18 protein-coding genes are annotated in these 15,771 nt (G+C 71.3%); 2 read left to right on the forward strand and 16 right to left on the reverse strand.

Annotated features, from left to right (window positions below):
• Window positions 1–9: 9 nt before the first annotated feature.
• From FB467_RS15305 to ligA, 6 genes are all read right to left on the reverse strand, one after another.
• A complete protein-coding gene (locus FB467_RS15305; RefSeq protein WP_141785868.1) occupies window positions 10–465 on the reverse strand; it encodes a HEPN domain-containing protein in 456 nt (151 codons plus the stop codon).
• A complete protein-coding gene (locus FB467_RS15310; protein WP_211350622.1) occupies window positions 465–995 on the reverse strand; it encodes a winged helix-turn-helix domain-containing protein in 531 nt (176 codons plus the stop codon). Before FB467_RS15310 ends, FB467_RS15305 begins: the two co-directional genes overlap by 1 nt.
• 173 nt (window positions 996–1,168) lie before the next feature.
• On the reverse strand, window positions 1,169–1,516 hold the full coding sequence (locus FB467_RS15315; protein WP_141785870.1) for a DUF488 domain-containing protein: 348 nt from the start codon (window positions 1,514–1,516) through the stop codon (window positions 1,169–1,171).
• Window positions 1,513–1,941, reverse strand: coding sequence for a glutaredoxin family protein (locus FB467_RS19415; protein ID WP_280525446.1), 429 nt, complete (start codon window positions 1,939–1,941; stop codon window positions 1,513–1,515). Before FB467_RS19415 ends, FB467_RS15315 begins: the two co-directional genes overlap by 4 nt.
• Before the next feature lie 116 nt (window positions 1,942–2,057).
• Window positions 2,058–3,542, reverse strand: coding sequence for an MFS transporter (locus FB467_RS15325; RefSeq protein WP_228393439.1), 1,485 nt, complete (start codon window positions 3,540–3,542; stop codon window positions 2,058–2,060).
• A gap of 51 nt (window positions 3,543–3,593) precedes the next feature.
• Window positions 3,594–5,708, reverse strand: coding sequence for an NAD-dependent DNA ligase LigA (gene ligA / locus FB467_RS15330; RefSeq protein ID WP_141785871.1), 2,115 nt, complete (start codon window positions 5,706–5,708; stop codon window positions 3,594–3,596).
• Between the two features lie 165 nt (window positions 5,709–5,873).
• Here ligA and FB467_RS18580 point away from each other — a divergent pair, with 165 nt between their 5' ends.
• Window positions 5,874–6,848: a hypothetical protein gene (locus tag FB467_RS18580; protein ID WP_153390376.1), complete on the forward strand. Its 975-nt coding sequence runs from the start codon at window positions 5,874–5,876 to the stop codon at window positions 6,846–6,848.
• Window positions 6,849–6,875: 27 nt separating this feature from the next.
• On the opposite strand, the gene FB467_RS15340 is transcribed toward FB467_RS18580, so the two are convergent.
• Complete coding sequence (locus FB467_RS15340; protein WP_228393438.1) at window positions 6,876–7,910, reverse strand: uroporphyrinogen decarboxylase/cobalamine-independent methonine synthase family protein; 1,035 nt, start codon at window positions 7,908–7,910, stop codon at window positions 6,876–6,878.
• Window positions 7,892–8,206, reverse strand: a complete 315-nt coding sequence (locus FB467_RS15345) for a hypothetical protein (protein ID WP_141785872.1) — start codon at window positions 8,204–8,206, stop codon at window positions 7,892–7,894. The genes FB467_RS15340 and FB467_RS15345 overlap by 19 nt, the downstream gene beginning before the upstream one ends.
• 205 nt (window positions 8,207–8,411) lie before the next feature.
• Here FB467_RS15345 and FB467_RS15350 point away from each other — a divergent pair, with 205 nt between their 5' ends.
• Complete coding sequence (locus tag FB467_RS15350; protein WP_141785873.1) at window positions 8,412–8,687, forward strand: DUF2087 domain-containing protein; 276 nt, start codon at window positions 8,412–8,414, stop codon at window positions 8,685–8,687.
• 147 nt (window positions 8,688–8,834) lie between these two features.
• Here FB467_RS15350 and FB467_RS15355 read toward each other — a convergent pair whose 3' ends face one another.
• From FB467_RS15355 to FB467_RS15390, 8 genes are all read right to left on the reverse strand, one after another.
• Window positions 8,835–9,428 (reverse strand): ASCH domain-containing protein, encoded by a 594-nt coding sequence (locus FB467_RS15355; RefSeq protein ID WP_141785874.1) that lies wholly within the window; start codon window positions 9,426–9,428, stop codon window positions 8,835–8,837.
• Window positions 9,429–9,471: 43 nt separating this feature from the next.
• Window positions 9,472–10,158: a DUF1345 domain-containing protein gene (locus FB467_RS15360; RefSeq protein WP_141785875.1), complete on the reverse strand. Its 687-nt coding sequence runs from the start codon at window positions 10,156–10,158 to the stop codon at window positions 9,472–9,474.
• Between the two features lie 103 nt (window positions 10,159–10,261).
• A complete protein-coding gene (mnmA, locus tag FB467_RS15365; protein ID WP_141785876.1) occupies window positions 10,262–11,359 on the reverse strand; it encodes a tRNA 2-thiouridine(34) synthase MnmA in 1,098 nt (365 codons plus the stop codon).
• Window positions 11,359–12,567: a cysteine desulfurase family protein gene (locus FB467_RS15370; protein ID WP_141785877.1), complete on the reverse strand. Its 1,209-nt coding sequence runs from the start codon at window positions 12,565–12,567 to the stop codon at window positions 11,359–11,361. The genes mnmA and FB467_RS15370 overlap by 1 nt, the downstream gene beginning before the upstream one ends.
• Window positions 12,568–12,621: 54 nt before the next feature.
• A complete protein-coding gene (locus FB467_RS15375) occupies window positions 12,622–13,578 on the reverse strand; it encodes an electron transfer flavoprotein subunit alpha/FixB family protein (protein ID WP_141785878.1) in 957 nt (318 codons plus the stop codon).
• 33 nt (window positions 13,579–13,611) lie between these two features.
• Complete coding sequence (locus FB467_RS15380; protein WP_141785879.1) at window positions 13,612–14,391, reverse strand: electron transfer flavoprotein subunit beta/FixA family protein; 780 nt, start codon at window positions 14,389–14,391, stop codon at window positions 13,612–13,614.
• A 112-nt stretch (window positions 14,392–14,503) separates the two neighbouring features.
• The gene (locus FB467_RS15385) at window positions 14,504–15,301 is read right to left on the reverse strand and encodes a hypothetical protein (protein ID WP_141785880.1); all 798 of its coding nucleotides are present in this window, start codon (window positions 15,299–15,301) and stop codon (window positions 14,504–14,506) included.
• Complete coding sequence (locus FB467_RS15390) at window positions 15,298–15,660, reverse strand: PadR family transcriptional regulator (RefSeq protein WP_141785881.1); 363 nt, start codon at window positions 15,658–15,660, stop codon at window positions 15,298–15,300. The genes FB467_RS15385 and FB467_RS15390 overlap by 4 nt, the downstream gene beginning before the upstream one ends.
• Between the last annotated feature and the right edge of the window lie 111 nt (window positions 15,661–15,771).

The following is a 15,771-nucleotide window of genomic DNA, read 5'->3' on the forward strand; positions in this document are numbered from 1 at the left end:
ATCCATAGTTCAGAAGAACCCGAGCTCTCCGAGCAGGCCTGTGGCTGCGGTGACGATCGCGTGAGCTTTCTCGACAGCTTCAGTTGCTTCTGTCGCGTCGGCGTCATCGCCCGGGCGTTCGGGGTACTCAAGTTCGTTGCGGCGCCGGCGGAGCGCACCGAACTGGCGAAAGCCCTGCCCGAACTGAGCCCGAACCGCCCGCTCGACGGCGTAGTGGCCACCCCTGGTTGTCGGTCGCAGCCCCTGCTGGGCGAGGAGCCCCGTGAGTGCCTGACGCGCGGCGTCGTAGGCGAGCACAAAAGCGGAGTCCGGGTCACTCTCGATCGCTGACCTGGCTGTCGCCAGCGTGGTCAATGCCTTGGTGAGCAGCAGCTGGCCGTTGGCTACCTCTCCGGAGAGTTGCTGTAGCTCACCGTCAGCCAGGAGTTTCTCGATCTCGGCCTCACCGGCCCTCCACCTGCCCATTACGCGCCCGCCATCTCATCAACGCTACTCACCGTCAGGTGAGGCGATGCCTTGATCTGCTTCACGAGGGCATCCTTGGGTTCGACCCACTGGTGCACAGAGCGTACGACGGGGTTCACCTCGATGCCTAGCCGCTCGGCTGCCCGGTCGGCCGCCTCGTACACGTCGGCACGGTCTACCGTGCCGACTACTAGCACGTCGATGTCGCGAGGCGGCGTGCCAACCTCCCCGGCATGGCGAGCCGCCCACGACCCGAAGATGACGACCCGATCCGCGCCCGGGATCGCGAACTCTTCGCCGATCACTGCACGAGGACCAAAGGTGACCTCCAGGAGGTGGGCAAGTGGCTTGGCTGCTGGGTGGTCCAGGTTGGCTCGGACCAAACGATTGCGCCCGAGCGTGCGACTGGTGATGAGGCCCGCCTCGTCGAGTCGTACAACCTCACGGTGCAGGGTCGACAGAGGCACTCCGATCCGCTGGGCGAGGTCGCTGACGCCGTACTCGGTGTGGGGATGCAGGTAGAGCCACATCAGCAACTCCGCCTGATGCTGTGACCGGAAGACCGGGAGCAACGCTGGACCATTACTACGCATAACTGAAATATATATCCCGTCTATGCGTAGCGTCAACGACGGGTGGCCGGACGCTATATCAACCTGGGCGCTCCACAACACCACCGTGAAGCATTGCTAGGCCGGCGCCGTCACAACTTCTCCCGCAGCAACTCGGCCAGGACCACGGCCTGGTTGTGTTCCTCGTCCTTGGCGCTATAGAGCAGAGCTACCCGCTTGTTGCCGCGGGCCTCCTCGAGCAACTCCTCGAAGGCGGCTGAGCCGTCGAGCTCCTTGCGGTAGCGCTCGGCAAACTCCTCGAACTTGTCCGGGTCGTGGCCGAACCACTTGCGCAGCTCTGTGGAGGGGCCGACCTCCTTGATCCAGGTGGCGGACAGATCCTCCTTGGCGATGCCCCGGGGCCAGAGCCGGTCCACCAGGATCGCGTGCCAACCGGGAGGCGCCCCGTCGTAGACGCGTCGGGTCGAGATCTCTGTCATGCCATGGCGTCCAGTCGCGCACGGACCATGCCGGGGTCGGGATTCGTGTGCGGCTCGCCGTCGATTACTACGGTCGGCACGGTCTCGTTGCCGTCGTTTACGCTGCGCACGAACTCAGCCGCCGCGTCGTCCTGCCAGATGTTCACCCAGTGGGCCTTGTCGCGCAGGCCGTCGAGCGCGGACTTCAGCTGCATGCAGTACGGGCAGCCCGGCCGCCAGTAGATGACCACCTGTCGCTCCTGCTCGGGCATGGCTTGGACCTCCTCGTGTCGCACGCTCCTCCCACCCTGCCACGGGCTGAGCCAGTAGGACAGGCCACCGCCGACCGTGACGTAGACGGCGGCCAGTGCCCACCGCCCCTCCCAGGCAGCCTCGCCCGCCAGGTAGGTGAAGAGGGCGAGCATCGGGAACCACAGCCAGCGCATGGCCCCATGATCCCGCGGCTGCGGTGACGCGTCCCGCTCTGCCGTGCCGCACGATGGTGTGATGACTCGACGCGGCGCCCTCCTCACGGTCGGGCACGGGACGGTTGAGACCGTCCTCAGGCGTGGGGCGTCGAGCCCCCGCGGCGGTCGAAGAGGTCCTTGTAGGCCACGGCCAGGGCCACCGCGATGACACCGGCGATCAGACCGAAGCCCAGCGCGGTCGCCGTGGACCAGCTGGTCGACTGCAGCGAGGCGAAGACCGCAGCGGTGATCACGGCGATCCCGATGGAGGTCCCCATCCGCTGACCGGTCTGCATGATCGCCCCGGAGCTGCCGGCATACTGCAGCGGCACCTCGGCCAGGGTGAGGGTCTGGTTCGGGCTGATCACCGTGCCCTGGGCGACCCCGATCAGAGACAGGGTCAGCAGCAGCCACCAGACACTCAGACCCACGGCGTCGTGGAGCACGACGACGGCTGCACTCAGGCCGAGCCCGGCCAGCGCGAGATACAGCCCAGCAATGACGAGTCGGCGCCCGAGGCGCAGCACCCGGTTGCCGGCCCAGTTCGCCGCCAGGGCGGACAGCACTGCCGAGGGCAGCCCCACGATGCCGGCCTCGAGCGCGGAGTGACCGGCTCCCTGCTGCATGTAGAGCGCGATGAGCACCCAGATGCTGGTCATGCCGAGGAAGTACAGCGTGACGATCAGGGTGCCATTGCTAAAGCTGCGGGTGCGGAAGATGCTCAGGTCCACCATCGGGCTGCCACCGCGCCGCTTGAACCGACGCTCCCAGCCCAGCCAGAGACCGACCAGGAGGATCCCGGCCGGGAACAACAGCCAGGTCACCGCGGAGGAGCGCGCCTCCATGAAGGGCCACAGGATCGCCAGGACGGCCACGCCCAATAGCAGGGATCCCACCGGGTCCAGCGAGCGCAGGGTGCTCAGCACCGTCCCGGCCGCGGCGCTGCGCCGGATCAGCGGCTTGGGGAACCACAGCAGGGCCAGGACAACGGTGAGAATCCCGATGGGCACGTTCACCAGGAAGGTGAGCCGCCAACCCAGGTCGTGACCTCCCGCGTCGATGAGTAGACCGCCCAGCACCGGCCCGATCGCCACGGAGACCCCCACCGTGCTGCCGAAGTAGCCGAAGGCGCGGCCGCGCTCGGCTCCCCGGAAGTACTCCTGGATCATGCCCACGCCCTGCGGGTTCAGCAGCCCGGAGCCCACCCCCTGGGCGAAGCGGGCGATGACCAGCCACTCGGCGCTCGGCGCGAAACTGGCGGCGACCGAGGAGAGGGTGAAGACCACCACGCCCACCAGGAAGATGGCTCCGCGTCCCAGCACGTCGCCCGCCCGTCCGGCGGCCACGAGCACGACGCCGAAGGTCAGCGCGTAGCCGGACAGCACCCACTGCAGCCCGGAGTCGGTGGCACCGAGGCCGTCCTGGATCGCCGGGAGGGCGACATTGACGATGCTCACCGAGATCAGCGACATGAAGATCGCGGCGAGCAGCACCAGCAGGACCCGCCAGCGTGCGGGGTCGGGGACATAGTCCACCTGGCCCGGACCGGCCTGTGCCTGCACCGACTTCTCCCCTCTCACCAACTGGGGACAACGCCAACCGGTGCCGAAGAGATTCCCCCCGGGTGCGGGTCAGTCGGGTGCGCCGGTCTCCAACAGCCGCCGGAAGCCGGCCTCGTCGAGGATCGGCACGCCCAGCTCCTCGGCCTTGTCCGCCTTGGAGCCGGCGTTCTCGCCCACGACGACGTAGTCGGTCTTCTTGGAGACCGAGCCGGCGGCCTTGCCCCCGCGGGAGACGATCGCCTCCTTGGACTCGTCCCGGCTGAAGCCCTCGAGGGACCCGGTGACCACGACGGTCAGCCCCGCCAGGGTGCGCTCCACCGTCTCGTCCCGCTCGTCCTCCATCCGGACGCCGTCGGCCGCCCAACGCTCGACGATCTCGCGGTGCCAGTCGACCTCGAACCAGGCCTTCACCGACTCGGCGATGATCCCGCCGACCCCCTCCGTGGCCGCCAACGTCTCCACGTCGGCGTCCCGGACCGCCTGCATCGAGCCGAACTCGGTGGCCAGCGCCCGGGCAGCGGTCGGACCGACGTGCCGGATCGACAGTGCCACGAGCACCCGCCACAGCGGCTGGGACTTCGCCTGCTGGAGGTTCTCGGCCAGCTTGGCCCCGTTGGCCGACAGCACCCGGCCGTCGACCACGGACTCCTCCGGGTCGGTCTTCTTCGCCGTGCGGGTGTAGAGCGGCACCCGGGCGATGTCGGTCGCGGTGAGGGAGAACAGCGTCGACTCGTCCGCGATCACGCCGGCGTCCAGCAGCGCGTTGACCCCCTCGCCGCCGAGCGCCTCGATGTCGAAGGCGCCCCGCCCCGCCAGCGAGAAGAGCCGCTCCCGCAGTTGGGCGGGACAGGTGCGGGAGTTGGGGCACCGGATGTCCTTGTCGCCCTCCTTCTCCGGGCGCAGCTCGGTGCCGCAGTTGGGGCAGTGGGTGGGCATCTGGAAGGCGACCTCGGAGCCGTCGCGCAGGTCGACGACCGGCCCGACGATCTCGGGGATGACGTCACCGGCCTTGCGCAGCACGACCGTGTCGCCGATCAGCACCCCCTTGCGCTCCACCTCGAAGCCGTTGTGCAGGGTCGCCTGCTCGACGGTGGACCCGGCCACCTTGACCGGCTCCATCACGCCGTATGGGGTGACGCGCCCGGTGCGCCCCACGTTGACCCGGATGTCGAGCAGCTTGGTGGTGACCTCCTCGGGCGGGTACTTGTAGGCGATCGCCCACCGGGGCGCCCGCGAGGTCGAGCCGAGTCGGCGCTGCACGGCGACCTCGTCGATCTTGACGACCACGCCGTCCAGCTCGTGCTCGGCCGCGTCGTGCCGGTGCTCGCCGAAGTAGTCGATGAACTCGCGCACCTGGTCCATGTCGTCCAGCACCTTGGCGTGCTCGGAGACCGGCAGCCCCCAGGCCGACAGCAGCTGGTAGGCCTCGGACTGACGGGTCATCTCGAACCCGGTCCGCGCCCCGATGCCGTGGACCAGCATCTTCAGCCGGCGGGAGGCGGTGACCCGGGGGTCCTTCTGCCGCAGCGAGCCGGCCGCCGTGTTGCGGGGGTTGGCGAACGGTGCCTTGCCCGCCTCGACCAGGGAGGCGTTGAGCTCCTCGAAGGCGGCGACCGGGAAGAAGACCTCGCCGCGGACCTCCAGGACGTCCGGGATCGGCACGGCGTCGCCGCCGTCCTGCTCGTGCGGCGGGACCAGGTGGTGCGGGATGCCGTCGATGGTGCGGACGTTGTGGGTGACGTCCTCCCCGGTGCGGCCGTCGCCACGGGTGGCGGCCCGGACCAGGCGGCCCTTCTCGTAGAGCAGGTTCACCGCGAGACCGTCGATCTTGAGCTCGCACAGGTAGTGCACCTCCGCCCCGCCGACCTCGCGCTCGACCCGGTCCGCCCAGGCGGTGAGCTCCTCGGGCGAGAAGGCGTTGTCCAGGCTCAGCATCCGCTCGAGGTGGTCGACCGCGGTGAACTCGGTCGAGAAGGTGCCGCCCACCTGCTGGGTCGGTGACTCCGGCGTGCGCAGCTCGGGCCAGTCCTCCTCGAGGGCCTCCAGTCGCCGCAGCAGGGTGTCGAACTCCCCGTCGGTGATCGTCGGGGAGTCCTTCACGTAGTAGGCGAACTGGTGGCCCCGGACCTGCTCGGCCAGGTCCTCCCACTCGTGGCGGGCTTCGTCGGGAACGGTCGTGGTCACGGGTCAATACTCCACCACGGCACCGACAGAGGCGGCGGCCACGGCATACCGGCGGTGTGACGAGGATCACGTGTCGGGTGCAACGTGGGCGCGGGTCCACCTCGTCCCACATGGTGCGGGGCGTTCCCGCCCCGCTCGATGAGGAGGGATTCGATGACACGCTCGATGACCAACCGACCTACCACGCGAGCCCTGGTGGGGATGACCCTCGCCGCGGCGCTGGGTGTTGGCCTGAGCGCCTGCGGCGACGAGGCACCCGAGTCGGGCAGCACGCCGACCGATGCCATCGACGGGGGTGACGTGCAGGACGAGCCGACCGAGGGGGACGGCACGGAGGAGACGGTCACCGAGACGGTGACCGAGACCGTGGCCCCACCTGCCGAGGAGACGGAGGCGGAGACCGAGACGGTGTCCGCCACGTCGGGGGACGATGAGGGGGCCGACGACGGGGACACCGAGGGGGACGGTGAGGGCCAGGCCCTGGTGCAGGAGTACACCGACCTGCTGCTCGCGGGGGACGCGGAGGGCGCCTACGGGATGCTGAGCGCGGAGTCCGAGGCCTACTTCGTGGAGGCGTCGGAACTGACCGAGTCCGCGGGGATGCCCGAGATGATAGAGGACCTCTCCTCCTCGGAGAACCTGCAGTGGACCTCCCGCCCGGCCTACGAGGAGACGCACAACAGCGCCCAGGCCGTCACCGCGTGGGGCAACGACGCGGACGGCGAGCCGTTCGCCTACGCGTGGGCGGCCCGCACGACCGACGATGGTGAGTGGGTCGTGGACCAGGACCGGTTCGAGGTGTCGACCGGGGCGAACCGCGTTGCCTGGCTCAACCCGGGGGCGGGCGAGGACCCGACGCTCATCAACGCCGACGAGGCGCCGCTGTTCGGCCTGACCACCGTGGAGGGCATCGAGAACGTGGCCGTCAACGCCACCGTCGACGGCGGCGACGTCTTCGTCGGTGACCTGCTGACCGAGCTGCCGACCGAGGGGGTCGTGCAGTACGAGCTGACCGGGTTCGACTACGGCACGCTCGACCCGAACTCACCCCACGCGCTGACCGTCGCCTTCGTCGCGGAGGACGAGCCGTTCGTGCACGTGCAGGCGACCGGGTTCACGCTCTCCGTGGACCACGGCTGACCGGTCCGGCTGGCGGCGGGTGCGTGCTCAGCCCGCCGCCAGTTCGGCCAGCGCCCGGGCCGCATCCACGCTGGCGGTGGTGATGGCTCGGGCGTCCGCCGGGGTCGCGCCCGCGAGTCCGCAGGCCGGGGTCACGGTGACCCGGGTCAGCGTCTGCGGGGGCAACCCGAGTCGGTGCCACCGGCTCGCCAGCCGGTCGACGACCCGGTCGTATGCCGGCGGCCGATTGGTCGTAGGCAGCGCACCGGCCCACAGCCGGGTCCCGGACTCGACGACCTCGGCGACGGTGTCCCAGCCGGGGTCCCCCAGCCGGGCCAGGTCGACCGCCACGGCATCCGCCCCGGTCCGGCGCATCAGGTCCAGCGGCGGCAGGTCGCCGCAGCAGTGGACGACGGTCGAGGTGGCGCCGGCGTCGCGGGCGGTCTCGAGGACGGACCGGAGGGTGTGCTCGACCCGGTCGGCCTCCGGAGCCGGCAGCACGCGGTAGCCGGACTCCGAGCGGACCCTGCCGAGCAGCACCGTGGGCAGCGACGGCTCGTCGATCTGCAGCACCAGCTCCGCGCCCGGCAGCAGCCGCTGCACCCACGCCAGGTGCTCGCGGAGGCCCTCGCCGAGCGACTCCGCCAGGTCGCGGGTCGCGCCGGCATCGGACAGGACCCGGTCGCCCCGGGGCAACCACACCCCGGTCGCCAGCGTCCACGGACCGGTGACCTGCAGCTTCAGCGGCCCCGACCACCCGTCGTAGGCCTCGGCGAGCTCGTCCAGGTCCTGGCGCCACAGGCTCGCGGTCCGCTCGGCGTCCAGGCCCGGGTGGTCCACCAAGCGCCACCCCTGGGGCTGCAGGTCCACCGCCAGGCCGACGAGCAGCCCGGCGCTGCGCCCGACCATGTCCGCACCCGGCCCCCGGGCGGGGAGCTCGGGCAGGTAGGGCAGACCCACCAGTTCGGGCGGGACCTCGCCAAGCAGGTCCCGGACCGCGCGCAGCGCCTCGCCGACGTCCGTGCCGGGCCAGGACCCGATGCCGGTCACGCCGACGCGGGCGCTCAGTTCGTCGCCAGCCACTGGGCCAGGAACTCCTCCGCCGACAGGGCGGACAGGTCGGTCTCCAGCTGCTCCAGCGTCGCGTCGACCGTGTCGAGGCTGGTCGGCAGCCGCAGCACCGTGACGTCGTCCCGGTCGGTGACCAGGATCTCGCCCGTCTCCGGGTAGGGCAGCAACCCGTCCCCCACGGCCCCGTTGACCAGGGTCGAGGCGACCCCCCACACCCGGTGGGCCACCCGCAGCACCGGTGAGCGCTCACGCGTGGCCAGGCGCACGGCATACTCCTCGGCGGCGGTCGGTCGGGTGAACTCGCTCATGGCGCACAGCCTACGGCGCCCCCCACCATCCACCGGACGCCTCACCTGGCGGCCCCTACCCCCGACCGGACGCGCGAGCTGTCGGCTTTCCCGGGGCACCGGACGCCTCATCTGGCGATCACGATCATGACTGGAAGGTCTGCCCTGCCGACAACCTGGGTGAAGTCGACGGGACACACCTGCATGCAGAGGGCATGCTGGACCCATGGACTTTCCGACCCCACCGCCTGACCTCGCCCGGCTGTTCAACAAGCACGGCGACCTGGTGTCGATGCCGGTGAAGAAAGATCTGCGGCTGCAGTTCCTGACGTGGATCGCCAGCACCCTCCCGAAGGGACGGGACCTGACGGAGACCGAGATCAACGCCGGGCTGCGACCGATCGACGGTGACGTGGCGACGTTGCGGCGGTACCTGGTCGAGGCAGGGTTGGTGGAGCGTCCGAGCCCCGGAACCTACCGGGTCCCCGCAGTGGCGGACTGAGCCGCGCCGCCACATCAAGCGTCCGGTCGCCCCCCGGGACCGCCAGCTCACGCGTCCGGTCGGGGGTAGGAACCGCCAGCTCATGCGTCCGGTCGCCCCGTGGGACCGCCAGACGGAGCGTCCGGTCGCGCGGGGCCGGGGTCCCGGTCAGAGGCCGTGGCGCTTGGCGGCCCGGCGCGCCGAGGCCGGGACGAGCACGACGAACCGCTCCAGCACCACCAACATGTCCTCGTGGAAGGTCTCGCCCTCGGGGGCGTTCGCGGCAAAGAACGCGCGGTGTGTGGCACGCCAGTGCTCCAGCGAGCCATCGCCCTCCCCCTCGCGGCGGGCGTGCTCGGCTCCGACCTCGCGGAACGGCACCACCGCCACGTCGGTGGTCCTGACCAGCGCCCGGGGCGTCCCGGCGCCATCGAGGATGATCGACAGCAGCCCGGGCTCGGGCAGCACGGCGTCCAGGTCGGTCCTGGTGGCGACCGCGACCGCCCCCTCACCGCCGCCCTCGTCCTCCCGCGCCGACAGGGCGGGCTCCCGGTAGTCCCAGTAGGCACTGGCGGTCGCCGTCTTGCGGCCGGCCAGCACCAGCGCCAGCAGCTCGTCGGCCTGCGCCGGGTCGTCACCGAAGGACCAGGCCGGGGGCGGGACCGTGTCCGGGATACCGGCACCGACGTAGGCCTGGGCCGGGTTCAGCCCGCCCCGGATCCGGGCATCGGCCCAGAACGCCGCGATCTGCTCCTCATTCATCCGAACTCATCCGCATCCATCCGATTCATCCTCCCGACCGCGGCTACCGCAGCAGCACGCTGACCACGGCGGCCAGGATCACCGTGTTGAACACGAAGGCGACCACCCCGTGGGCCGCCACGCTACGCCGCATCCTCGGGTGCAGCACCTGGACGTCGGAGGCGGCGAACGTCGTCGTGAGCGAGATGGAGAAGTACAGGTAGTCGGTCCAGGAGCGTGGCCCCTCCCCCGGGAAGGCCAGCATCCGGTGCCCCGACCGGGCGTCCGCGCACAGGTAGGCCACGCTGTGGGTCAGCGCGACGGTGAGCCAGGCCATCACCACCAGCGCGGCCGCCAGCACCCCCCGGGCGCCCTGCGAGAGGGTCGACCCCGGGTCACCCTCCGGGAGCCAGAACACCGCGGCCATCAGCGCCAGGACGCTCACCATCGTCGCCACACCCGCACCCGGCTTGGTCCCCAGCACGAAGTGCTGGAACCAGGTCCCCGGTTCGGAGCGGGCCGCCCACGACAGGGTGGTGCGGGTGGGCGTCAGCGCGAAGACCAGCACGGTCACCGCCAGGTAGGACATCAGGTAGGCGGCGACCGCCAGCAGGGCCATCTCGACCCCGTTGGGCTGCCAGGCCTCCGGCAGGGCGGGGCGGGCCAGCGCCCAGCCCACCATCACGACCAGCCCCAACGAGACCCCCGCGTAGGCGCGCCGTCCCTCCGCCAGCCATCGCTGCCCCGTCACCTCGGGTCCTCCCCGGTCATTGGTCCTCGCTCTGGTCGGCCCCCAGCATGCCACCCCCCCGACGACTCCCCCGGATTCCGTATGCCGTCCGCCGGGTGGGCGCTCAGGCCCTCCCCGCCTCGGCGATGGTGGCCGACCCGACGACCCGGGTGCCCTCGTAGAGCACCACCGACTGGCCGGGCGCGACCCCCTGGATCCGGCGCTCGAGACGGACCTGCACGGCGTCCCCGTCGGCCCAGGCCGTGGCAGGCACCTCCTCGCCGTGGGCCCGGACCTGGGCCCCGACCGTGACGATGCCCTCCGGCGCGGGACCGCACCAGCGGGCGTGGTCCCCGGTGATCGCGTCCACCCCGAGCAGGTCACGGGTGCCCACGACGACGGTGTTGGAGCGGGGCTCGGTCGCCACGACATACCGGGGCTGTCCGTCGGGGGCGGGGACCCGCAGCCCCAGCCCCTTGCGCTGGCCGACGGTGTAGCCGAAGGACCCCCGGTGCTCCCCCAGCACGGTGCCCTCGGTGTCCACGATGTCGCCGGGCCGCTCGCCGAGCCGCTGCTCCAGCCAGCCGCGGGTGTTGCCGTCGGCGATGAAGCAGATGTCGTGGCTGTCCGGCTTCTTGGCGACCGAGAAGCCGCGCTCGGCCGCCTCGGCGCGGATCTGCGCCTTCGTGGTGTCGCCCAGCGGGAAGAACGACCTGGCCAGCTGGTCGGCGTCCAGCACGCCGAGCACGTAGGACTGGTCCTTGGCCGGGTCGACCGCCCGGTGCAGCTCGCGGCGCACCCCGCCGTCGGCCGACGCGTCGGGCACCTCGACGATCTGGGCGTAGTGGCCGGTCGCGACCGCGTCGAAGCCCAGCGCAAGCGCCTTGTCCAGCAGCGCGGCGAACTTGATCTTCTCGTTGCAGCGCAGGCACGGGTTGGGGGTGCGCCCGGCGGCGTACTCGGCGACGAAGTCCTCGACCACGTCCTCCTTGAACCGCTGCGCCATGTCCCAGACGTAGAACGGGATGCCGAGCTTGTCCGCGACCCGGCGGGCGTCGCCGGCATCCTCGAGGGTGCAGCAGCCGCGGGCGCTCTCGCGCAGCGTGGCCGCCGACTGGGACAGCGCCAGGTGCACCCCGACGACCTCGTGGCCGGCCTCGAGCATCCGGGAGGCCGCGACCGCGGAGTCGACGCCACCGCTCATCGCCGCGACGACACGCATCAGCCGGCCCGTCCGGTGCTGGCCGCCCGGGCCCGGCGGGCCCGCTCGACGGCGGCCGGGAGCGCCGCCAGGAAGGCGTCGACGTCGGCCTCGGTCGAGGTGTGGCCCAGGGACAGTCGGAGGGCGCCGCGGGCGTCCGCCTCGTCGATGCCCATGGCCAGGAGCACGTGGCTGGGCTGCGGCACGCCCGCCTGGCAGGCCGACCCGGTGGAGCACTGCACCCCGGCCGCGTCGAGCAGGTAGAGCAGGGAGTCGCCGTCGCACCCCGGCACGCGCAGGTGGGCGTTGGCCGGCAGGCGGTGTATGCCGTCACCCGGGGTCCACGCGCCGGTCACCTCGATGCTGGGGTCGAGCGCGAGGGCGCCCTCGATGAGGCGGTCCCGCAGCGTGACGAGCCGGGTGGCCAGCTCCGCCTGGTGGGTGACCGCGTGCCGGACCGCGACCGCGAGACCGGCGATCGCCGGCGTGTCCAGCGTGCCGCTGCGGATCTGGCGCTCCTGCCCCCCGCCGTGCGACAGCGGCACCGGCTGCTGGTCCCGGCCGGCCACCAGCAGGCCCACCCCCAGCGGCCCGCCGATCTTGTGACCGGTCAGGGTGACCAGGTCGGCCGGGTGCTCGTCGAGGGCGAGCGGCACCTGACCCAAGGCCTGGACCGCGTCGGTGTGGAAGGGCACCCCGAACTCGCGGGCGACCGCGCCGATCTCGGCGACCGGCTGCACCGTCCCGACCTCGTTGTTGGCCCACATCACGCTGACCAGGGCCGCCGAGGTCGGGTCGGCCTCCAGGGCGGCGCGCACCGTGTCGGGCTGCACCACACCGTCCGTGCCGGGCTCCAGGAAGGTGACCTGGGCGTCGTGGCCCTTGACCAGGTACTCCACCGAGTCCAGCACGGCGTGGTGCTCGATGCCGCTGACCAGGATCCTGGTCCGCTGCGGGTCGGCGGTCGTGCGGGCCAGCCAGGTGCCCTTGATCGCCACGTTGTCGGACTCGGTGCCGCCGGAGGTGAAGACGATCTCCGAGGGACGGCACCCGAGGTGCTCGGCGATCGACTCCCGCGACTCCTCCACGACCCGGCGCGCGGCACGGCCGGTGGTATGCAGCGAGCTCGGGTTGCCCAGCCGCGCCATCTCCTCGGCGACCGCCGCGATCACCTCCGGGAGCACCGGGGTGGTCGCGGCGTGGTCGAGGTAGGTCAGCTGGTCAGGCACTTGAGAATTCTACGTCCTCCCCGCGCCGGGACCTCGCGACGGGGACCGCCGCGGTCAGCCCTTGCGGGACTTCACCTCGGCGGTGGCCTGCGGCAGGACCTGGAACAGGTCGCCGACGACGCCGAAGTCGACCAGCTCGAAGATCGGGGCCTCGGGGTCCTTGTTCACCGCGACGATCGTCTTGGAGGTCTGCATCCCGGCCCGGTGCTGGATCGCCCCGGAGATGCCGGCCGCGACATACAGCTGCGGGGACACCTGCACACCGGTCTGCCCGACCTGGGAGGAGTGCGGGTACCACCCGGCGTCGACCGCCGCGCGGGAGGCGCCCACCGCAGCCCCCAGGCTGTCGGCGAACTCCTCCACCGGACCGAAGTCACCGGCCGTGCCACGACCACCGGAGACCACGATCGGGGCCTCGGTCAGCTGCGGACGACCCGACTTCTCCTTCGGCTTGGTCTCGGTGATCTTCGCCGCCTTCGCCGCGTCGGACACCGACACCTCGACGGCCTCGACGGTCCCGGGCGAGGGAGCCTCGGCCACCGGCATCGAGTTCGCCTTCACCGTGATGACCGGCGACCCGTGGGTCACCAGGGAGGTCACCGTGTAGTTCCCCGCGAAGACCGACTGCGTGGTCTGCACCCCACCCTCACCAGGCGCCACGTCCACCGCATCGGTCACCAGACCGGACTCGGTCTTCACCGCCAACCGGGCCGCGATCTCCTTGCCCTCGGCGTTCGAGGGCACCAGCACCGCGGCCGGGGAGGTCTTCTCCACCAGCTGGGCCAGCACCTCGGCCACCGGGGCCACCAGGTAACCGGTCACCTCCGGGGAGTCCACCGCATACACCTTGTGCGCACCGAACCGCCCCAACAGCGGCGCGATCTTCTCCGCGCCGGCCCCGACATACACCGCCGAGGCCTCCCCCAGACGGGTCGCCGCGGTCAACATCTCCGCCGTGCTCTTACGCACCGCACCGTCGACGTGGTCGACCAGAACGAGAACTTCAGCCATGACTTGCTACTTCCTTATCCGTTCGGGGTCGACTCAGATGAACTTGCGGGAGGCCAGGAACGCGGCCAGGGCCTTGCCGCCCTCGCCCTCGTCGGTCACGACTTCACCGGCCGTGCGCGGCGGCCGCGCCTCGATCGACTGCACCTTGGACCAGGCGGCGTCCAGCCCGACTTGCCCGGCCTCGACCCCCAGGTCGGCCAGCGACCAGGTCTCCACCGGCTTCTTCTTCGCCGCCATGATGCCCTTGAACGAGGGGTAGCGCGGCTCGTTGATCTGGTCGGTCACCGACACCACCGCCGGCAGCGAGGCCTCGATCGTCTCCGACGCCGCGTCCCCGTCCCGACGGATCCGCACCGTCGACCCGTCCACCGTCAGCTCGGAGGCCACGGTCACCTGCGGCAGCCCCAACCGCTCGGCCAGCATCGCCGGCAGCACACTCATCGTCCCGTCGGTCGAGGCGAACCCGGTCAGCACCAGGTCGATCCCCTCCAGCTTCTGGATCGCCGAGGCCAGCACCAGGGAGGTCGCCAGCGCGTCCGAACCGGCCAACGCCTCGTCCAGCACGTGGACCCCACGGTCCGCCCCCATCTGCAGCGCCTTCTTCAACGCGTCGGCGGCCCGCTCCGGCCCCATCGTGAGCACGACGACCTCACCCTCGCCGTCCTCCGCGAGCTTGAGGGCCTCCTCCACCGCATACTCGTCCAGCTCGGACAACAACCCGTCGACGGCGTCCCGGTCCGTGGTGAAGTCGTCCTCGAACGACCGGTCGGACTGGGCGTCCGGCACATGCTTGACCAACACAGCGATGTTCACGTCTCACGTCCCTTTGCACAGATGGTGGCGATGTGCGGTCATCTTCGCACCCGCCACGGCCCCGACGCACATCGGGTTGCCGGGCGCAAACCGCCCCGGAACCGGTGCGGACCTACTGCAGGACCCGGATCACGGCGTCGACCGCGAGGACGAGCACTGTCAGCAACGGGAAGATGAAGGCGAAGATCCAGCCCCCGGAGGACCGGCGCGGCGCCCCGTCCCGCGGGTCGGTGATCGGGTCGGGACGGGCCAGGTCGGCACAGGTCAGCACGACCTGCAGGGTCAATGCCACCAGCCCCACGGCGCCCACCGCGAGCCAGGACGGCTCGGCGACGATGTCGCGCAAGAGCACCTGCGGCACGATGAGCGCGACCAGCACCGCGAAGGGCAGGACGAGCACCAGGGCCTGGTGCCGGACCATCCAGGCCAGCACGGGGCCCGACCGGAGCACGACCGCGGCCGTGAGCGCTAGGGCGAGCCCCGTCGCGACCAGGTCCCCGACCGTCACCTGCACCGCCGGGTCGGCCACCCAGGCGTTGACCGCGCGGGTCACCGCCACCAGGCCGATCAGGCCCAGGAGGAGGCCGACGGCGGTCCTGGGGCGGATCGAGCTGCTCGGCCCTCCCCCGTCGGCCAGCAGCGACCGGGCATAGCCGACCGGGTCCCCGAACGCGGCGTGCACGTCCTCCCCAGACTCGGCGCAGTGCGCGTCGACCGTGGCCAGGGCGTCCCCGATCCGGTCGCCCGGCACGTCCGCCAGCCGTTGCTCGAGGACGAACGCCTCCCGCCAGGATGCGTCGATGTGCGGGGTATGGACGTTGCGTTCCGGGCCGGTCTGGCCTCTCCGGGGAGTCTGGCCGGTCTGGCCGGTCTGGCCGGTCCGGGCCGTCCGGTCGTCGGTGTCGTTCATCGCGCTGGCCTCTCGCTGGTGGATGTCGGTGGGTCGATGAGCGCGAGGGTCAGGTGTGCGAATCGTCCCCAGTCGCCGGCCCGGCGGGCGGCCTCGGCGCGCCCGGCCTCGGTCAGGGCGTAGAACTTGCGTCCCGGACCTCCCTCGCCCGGGCGCCACTCCACCTCGACGTGTCCGGCCGCCTCGAGCCGGGTGAGCAGCGGGTAGAGCGTGCCGCCCTTGACCGTGCCCAGCCCCGCCCCGGCGAGCCGGGTCGCGATGGCGTAGCCGTAGGTGGCGCCGTCCTCCAGGATCCGCAGCACGCAGACCCCCAGGACCCCGCGCAGCCACTCGCTGGGCCAGGCTTCCTCGCCGCGCATGGCTACACAGTATGTCTGACTAGTCAGCGAGTCAACCTAGTTAGGTCAACGACCTAGCCCGGCCAGGTTCGGGATCGCTTCACCCCGGAACCTGGCGCTATCGACCGGGAA

This window comes from Ornithinicoccus hortensis, from assembly GCF_006716185.1.
In the GTDB taxonomy this organism is placed as follows: Bacteria; Actinomycetota; Actinomycetes; order Actinomycetales; family Dermatophilaceae; genus Ornithinicoccus; species Ornithinicoccus hortensis.

Bases quoted from the DNA above. Each gene is read 5' to 3' on its own strand.
- FB467_RS15305 (WP_141785868.1), bottom strand. From the start codon at position 465: ATGGGCAGGTGGAGGGCCGGTGAGGCCGAGATCGAGAAACTCCTGGCT.
- FB467_RS15310 (WP_211350622.1), bottom strand. From the start codon at position 995: ATGTGGCTCTACCTGCATCCCCACACCGAGTACGGCGTCAGCGACCTC.
- FB467_RS15315 (WP_141785870.1), bottom strand. From the start codon at position 1,516: ATGACAGAGATCTCGACCCGACGCGTCTACGACGGGGCGCCTCCCGGT.
- FB467_RS19415 (WP_280525446.1), bottom strand. From the start codon at position 1,941: ATGCGCTGGCTGTGGTTCCCGATGCTCGCCCTCTTCACCTACCTGGCG.
- FB467_RS18580 (WP_153390376.1), top strand. From the start codon at position 5,874: ATGACCAACCGACCTACCACGCGAGCCCTGGTGGGGATGACCCTCGCC.
- FB467_RS15345 (WP_141785872.1), bottom strand. From the start codon at position 8,206: ATGAGCGAGTTCACCCGACCGACCGCCGCCGAGGAGTATGCCGTGCGC.
- FB467_RS15350 (WP_141785873.1), top strand. From the start codon at position 8,412: ATGGACTTTCCGACCCCACCGCCTGACCTCGCCCGGCTGTTCAACAAG.
- FB467_RS15355 (WP_141785874.1), bottom strand. From the start codon at position 9,428: ATGAATGAGGAGCAGATCGCGGCGTTCTGGGCCGATGCCCGGATCCGG.
- mnmA (WP_141785876.1), bottom strand. From the start codon at position 11,359: ATGCGTGTCGTCGCGGCGATGAGCGGTGGCGTCGACTCCGCGGTCGCG.
- FB467_RS15375 (WP_141785878.1), bottom strand. From the start codon at position 13,578: ATGGCTGAAGTTCTCGTTCTGGTCGACCACGTCGACGGTGCGGTGCGT.
- FB467_RS15385 (WP_141785880.1), bottom strand. From the start codon at position 15,301: ATGAACGACACCGACGACCGGACGGCCCGGACCGGCCAGACCGGCCAG.
- FB467_RS15390 (WP_141785881.1), bottom strand. From the start codon at position 15,660: ATGCGCGGCGAGGAAGCCTGGCCCAGCGAGTGGCTGCGCGGGGTCCTG.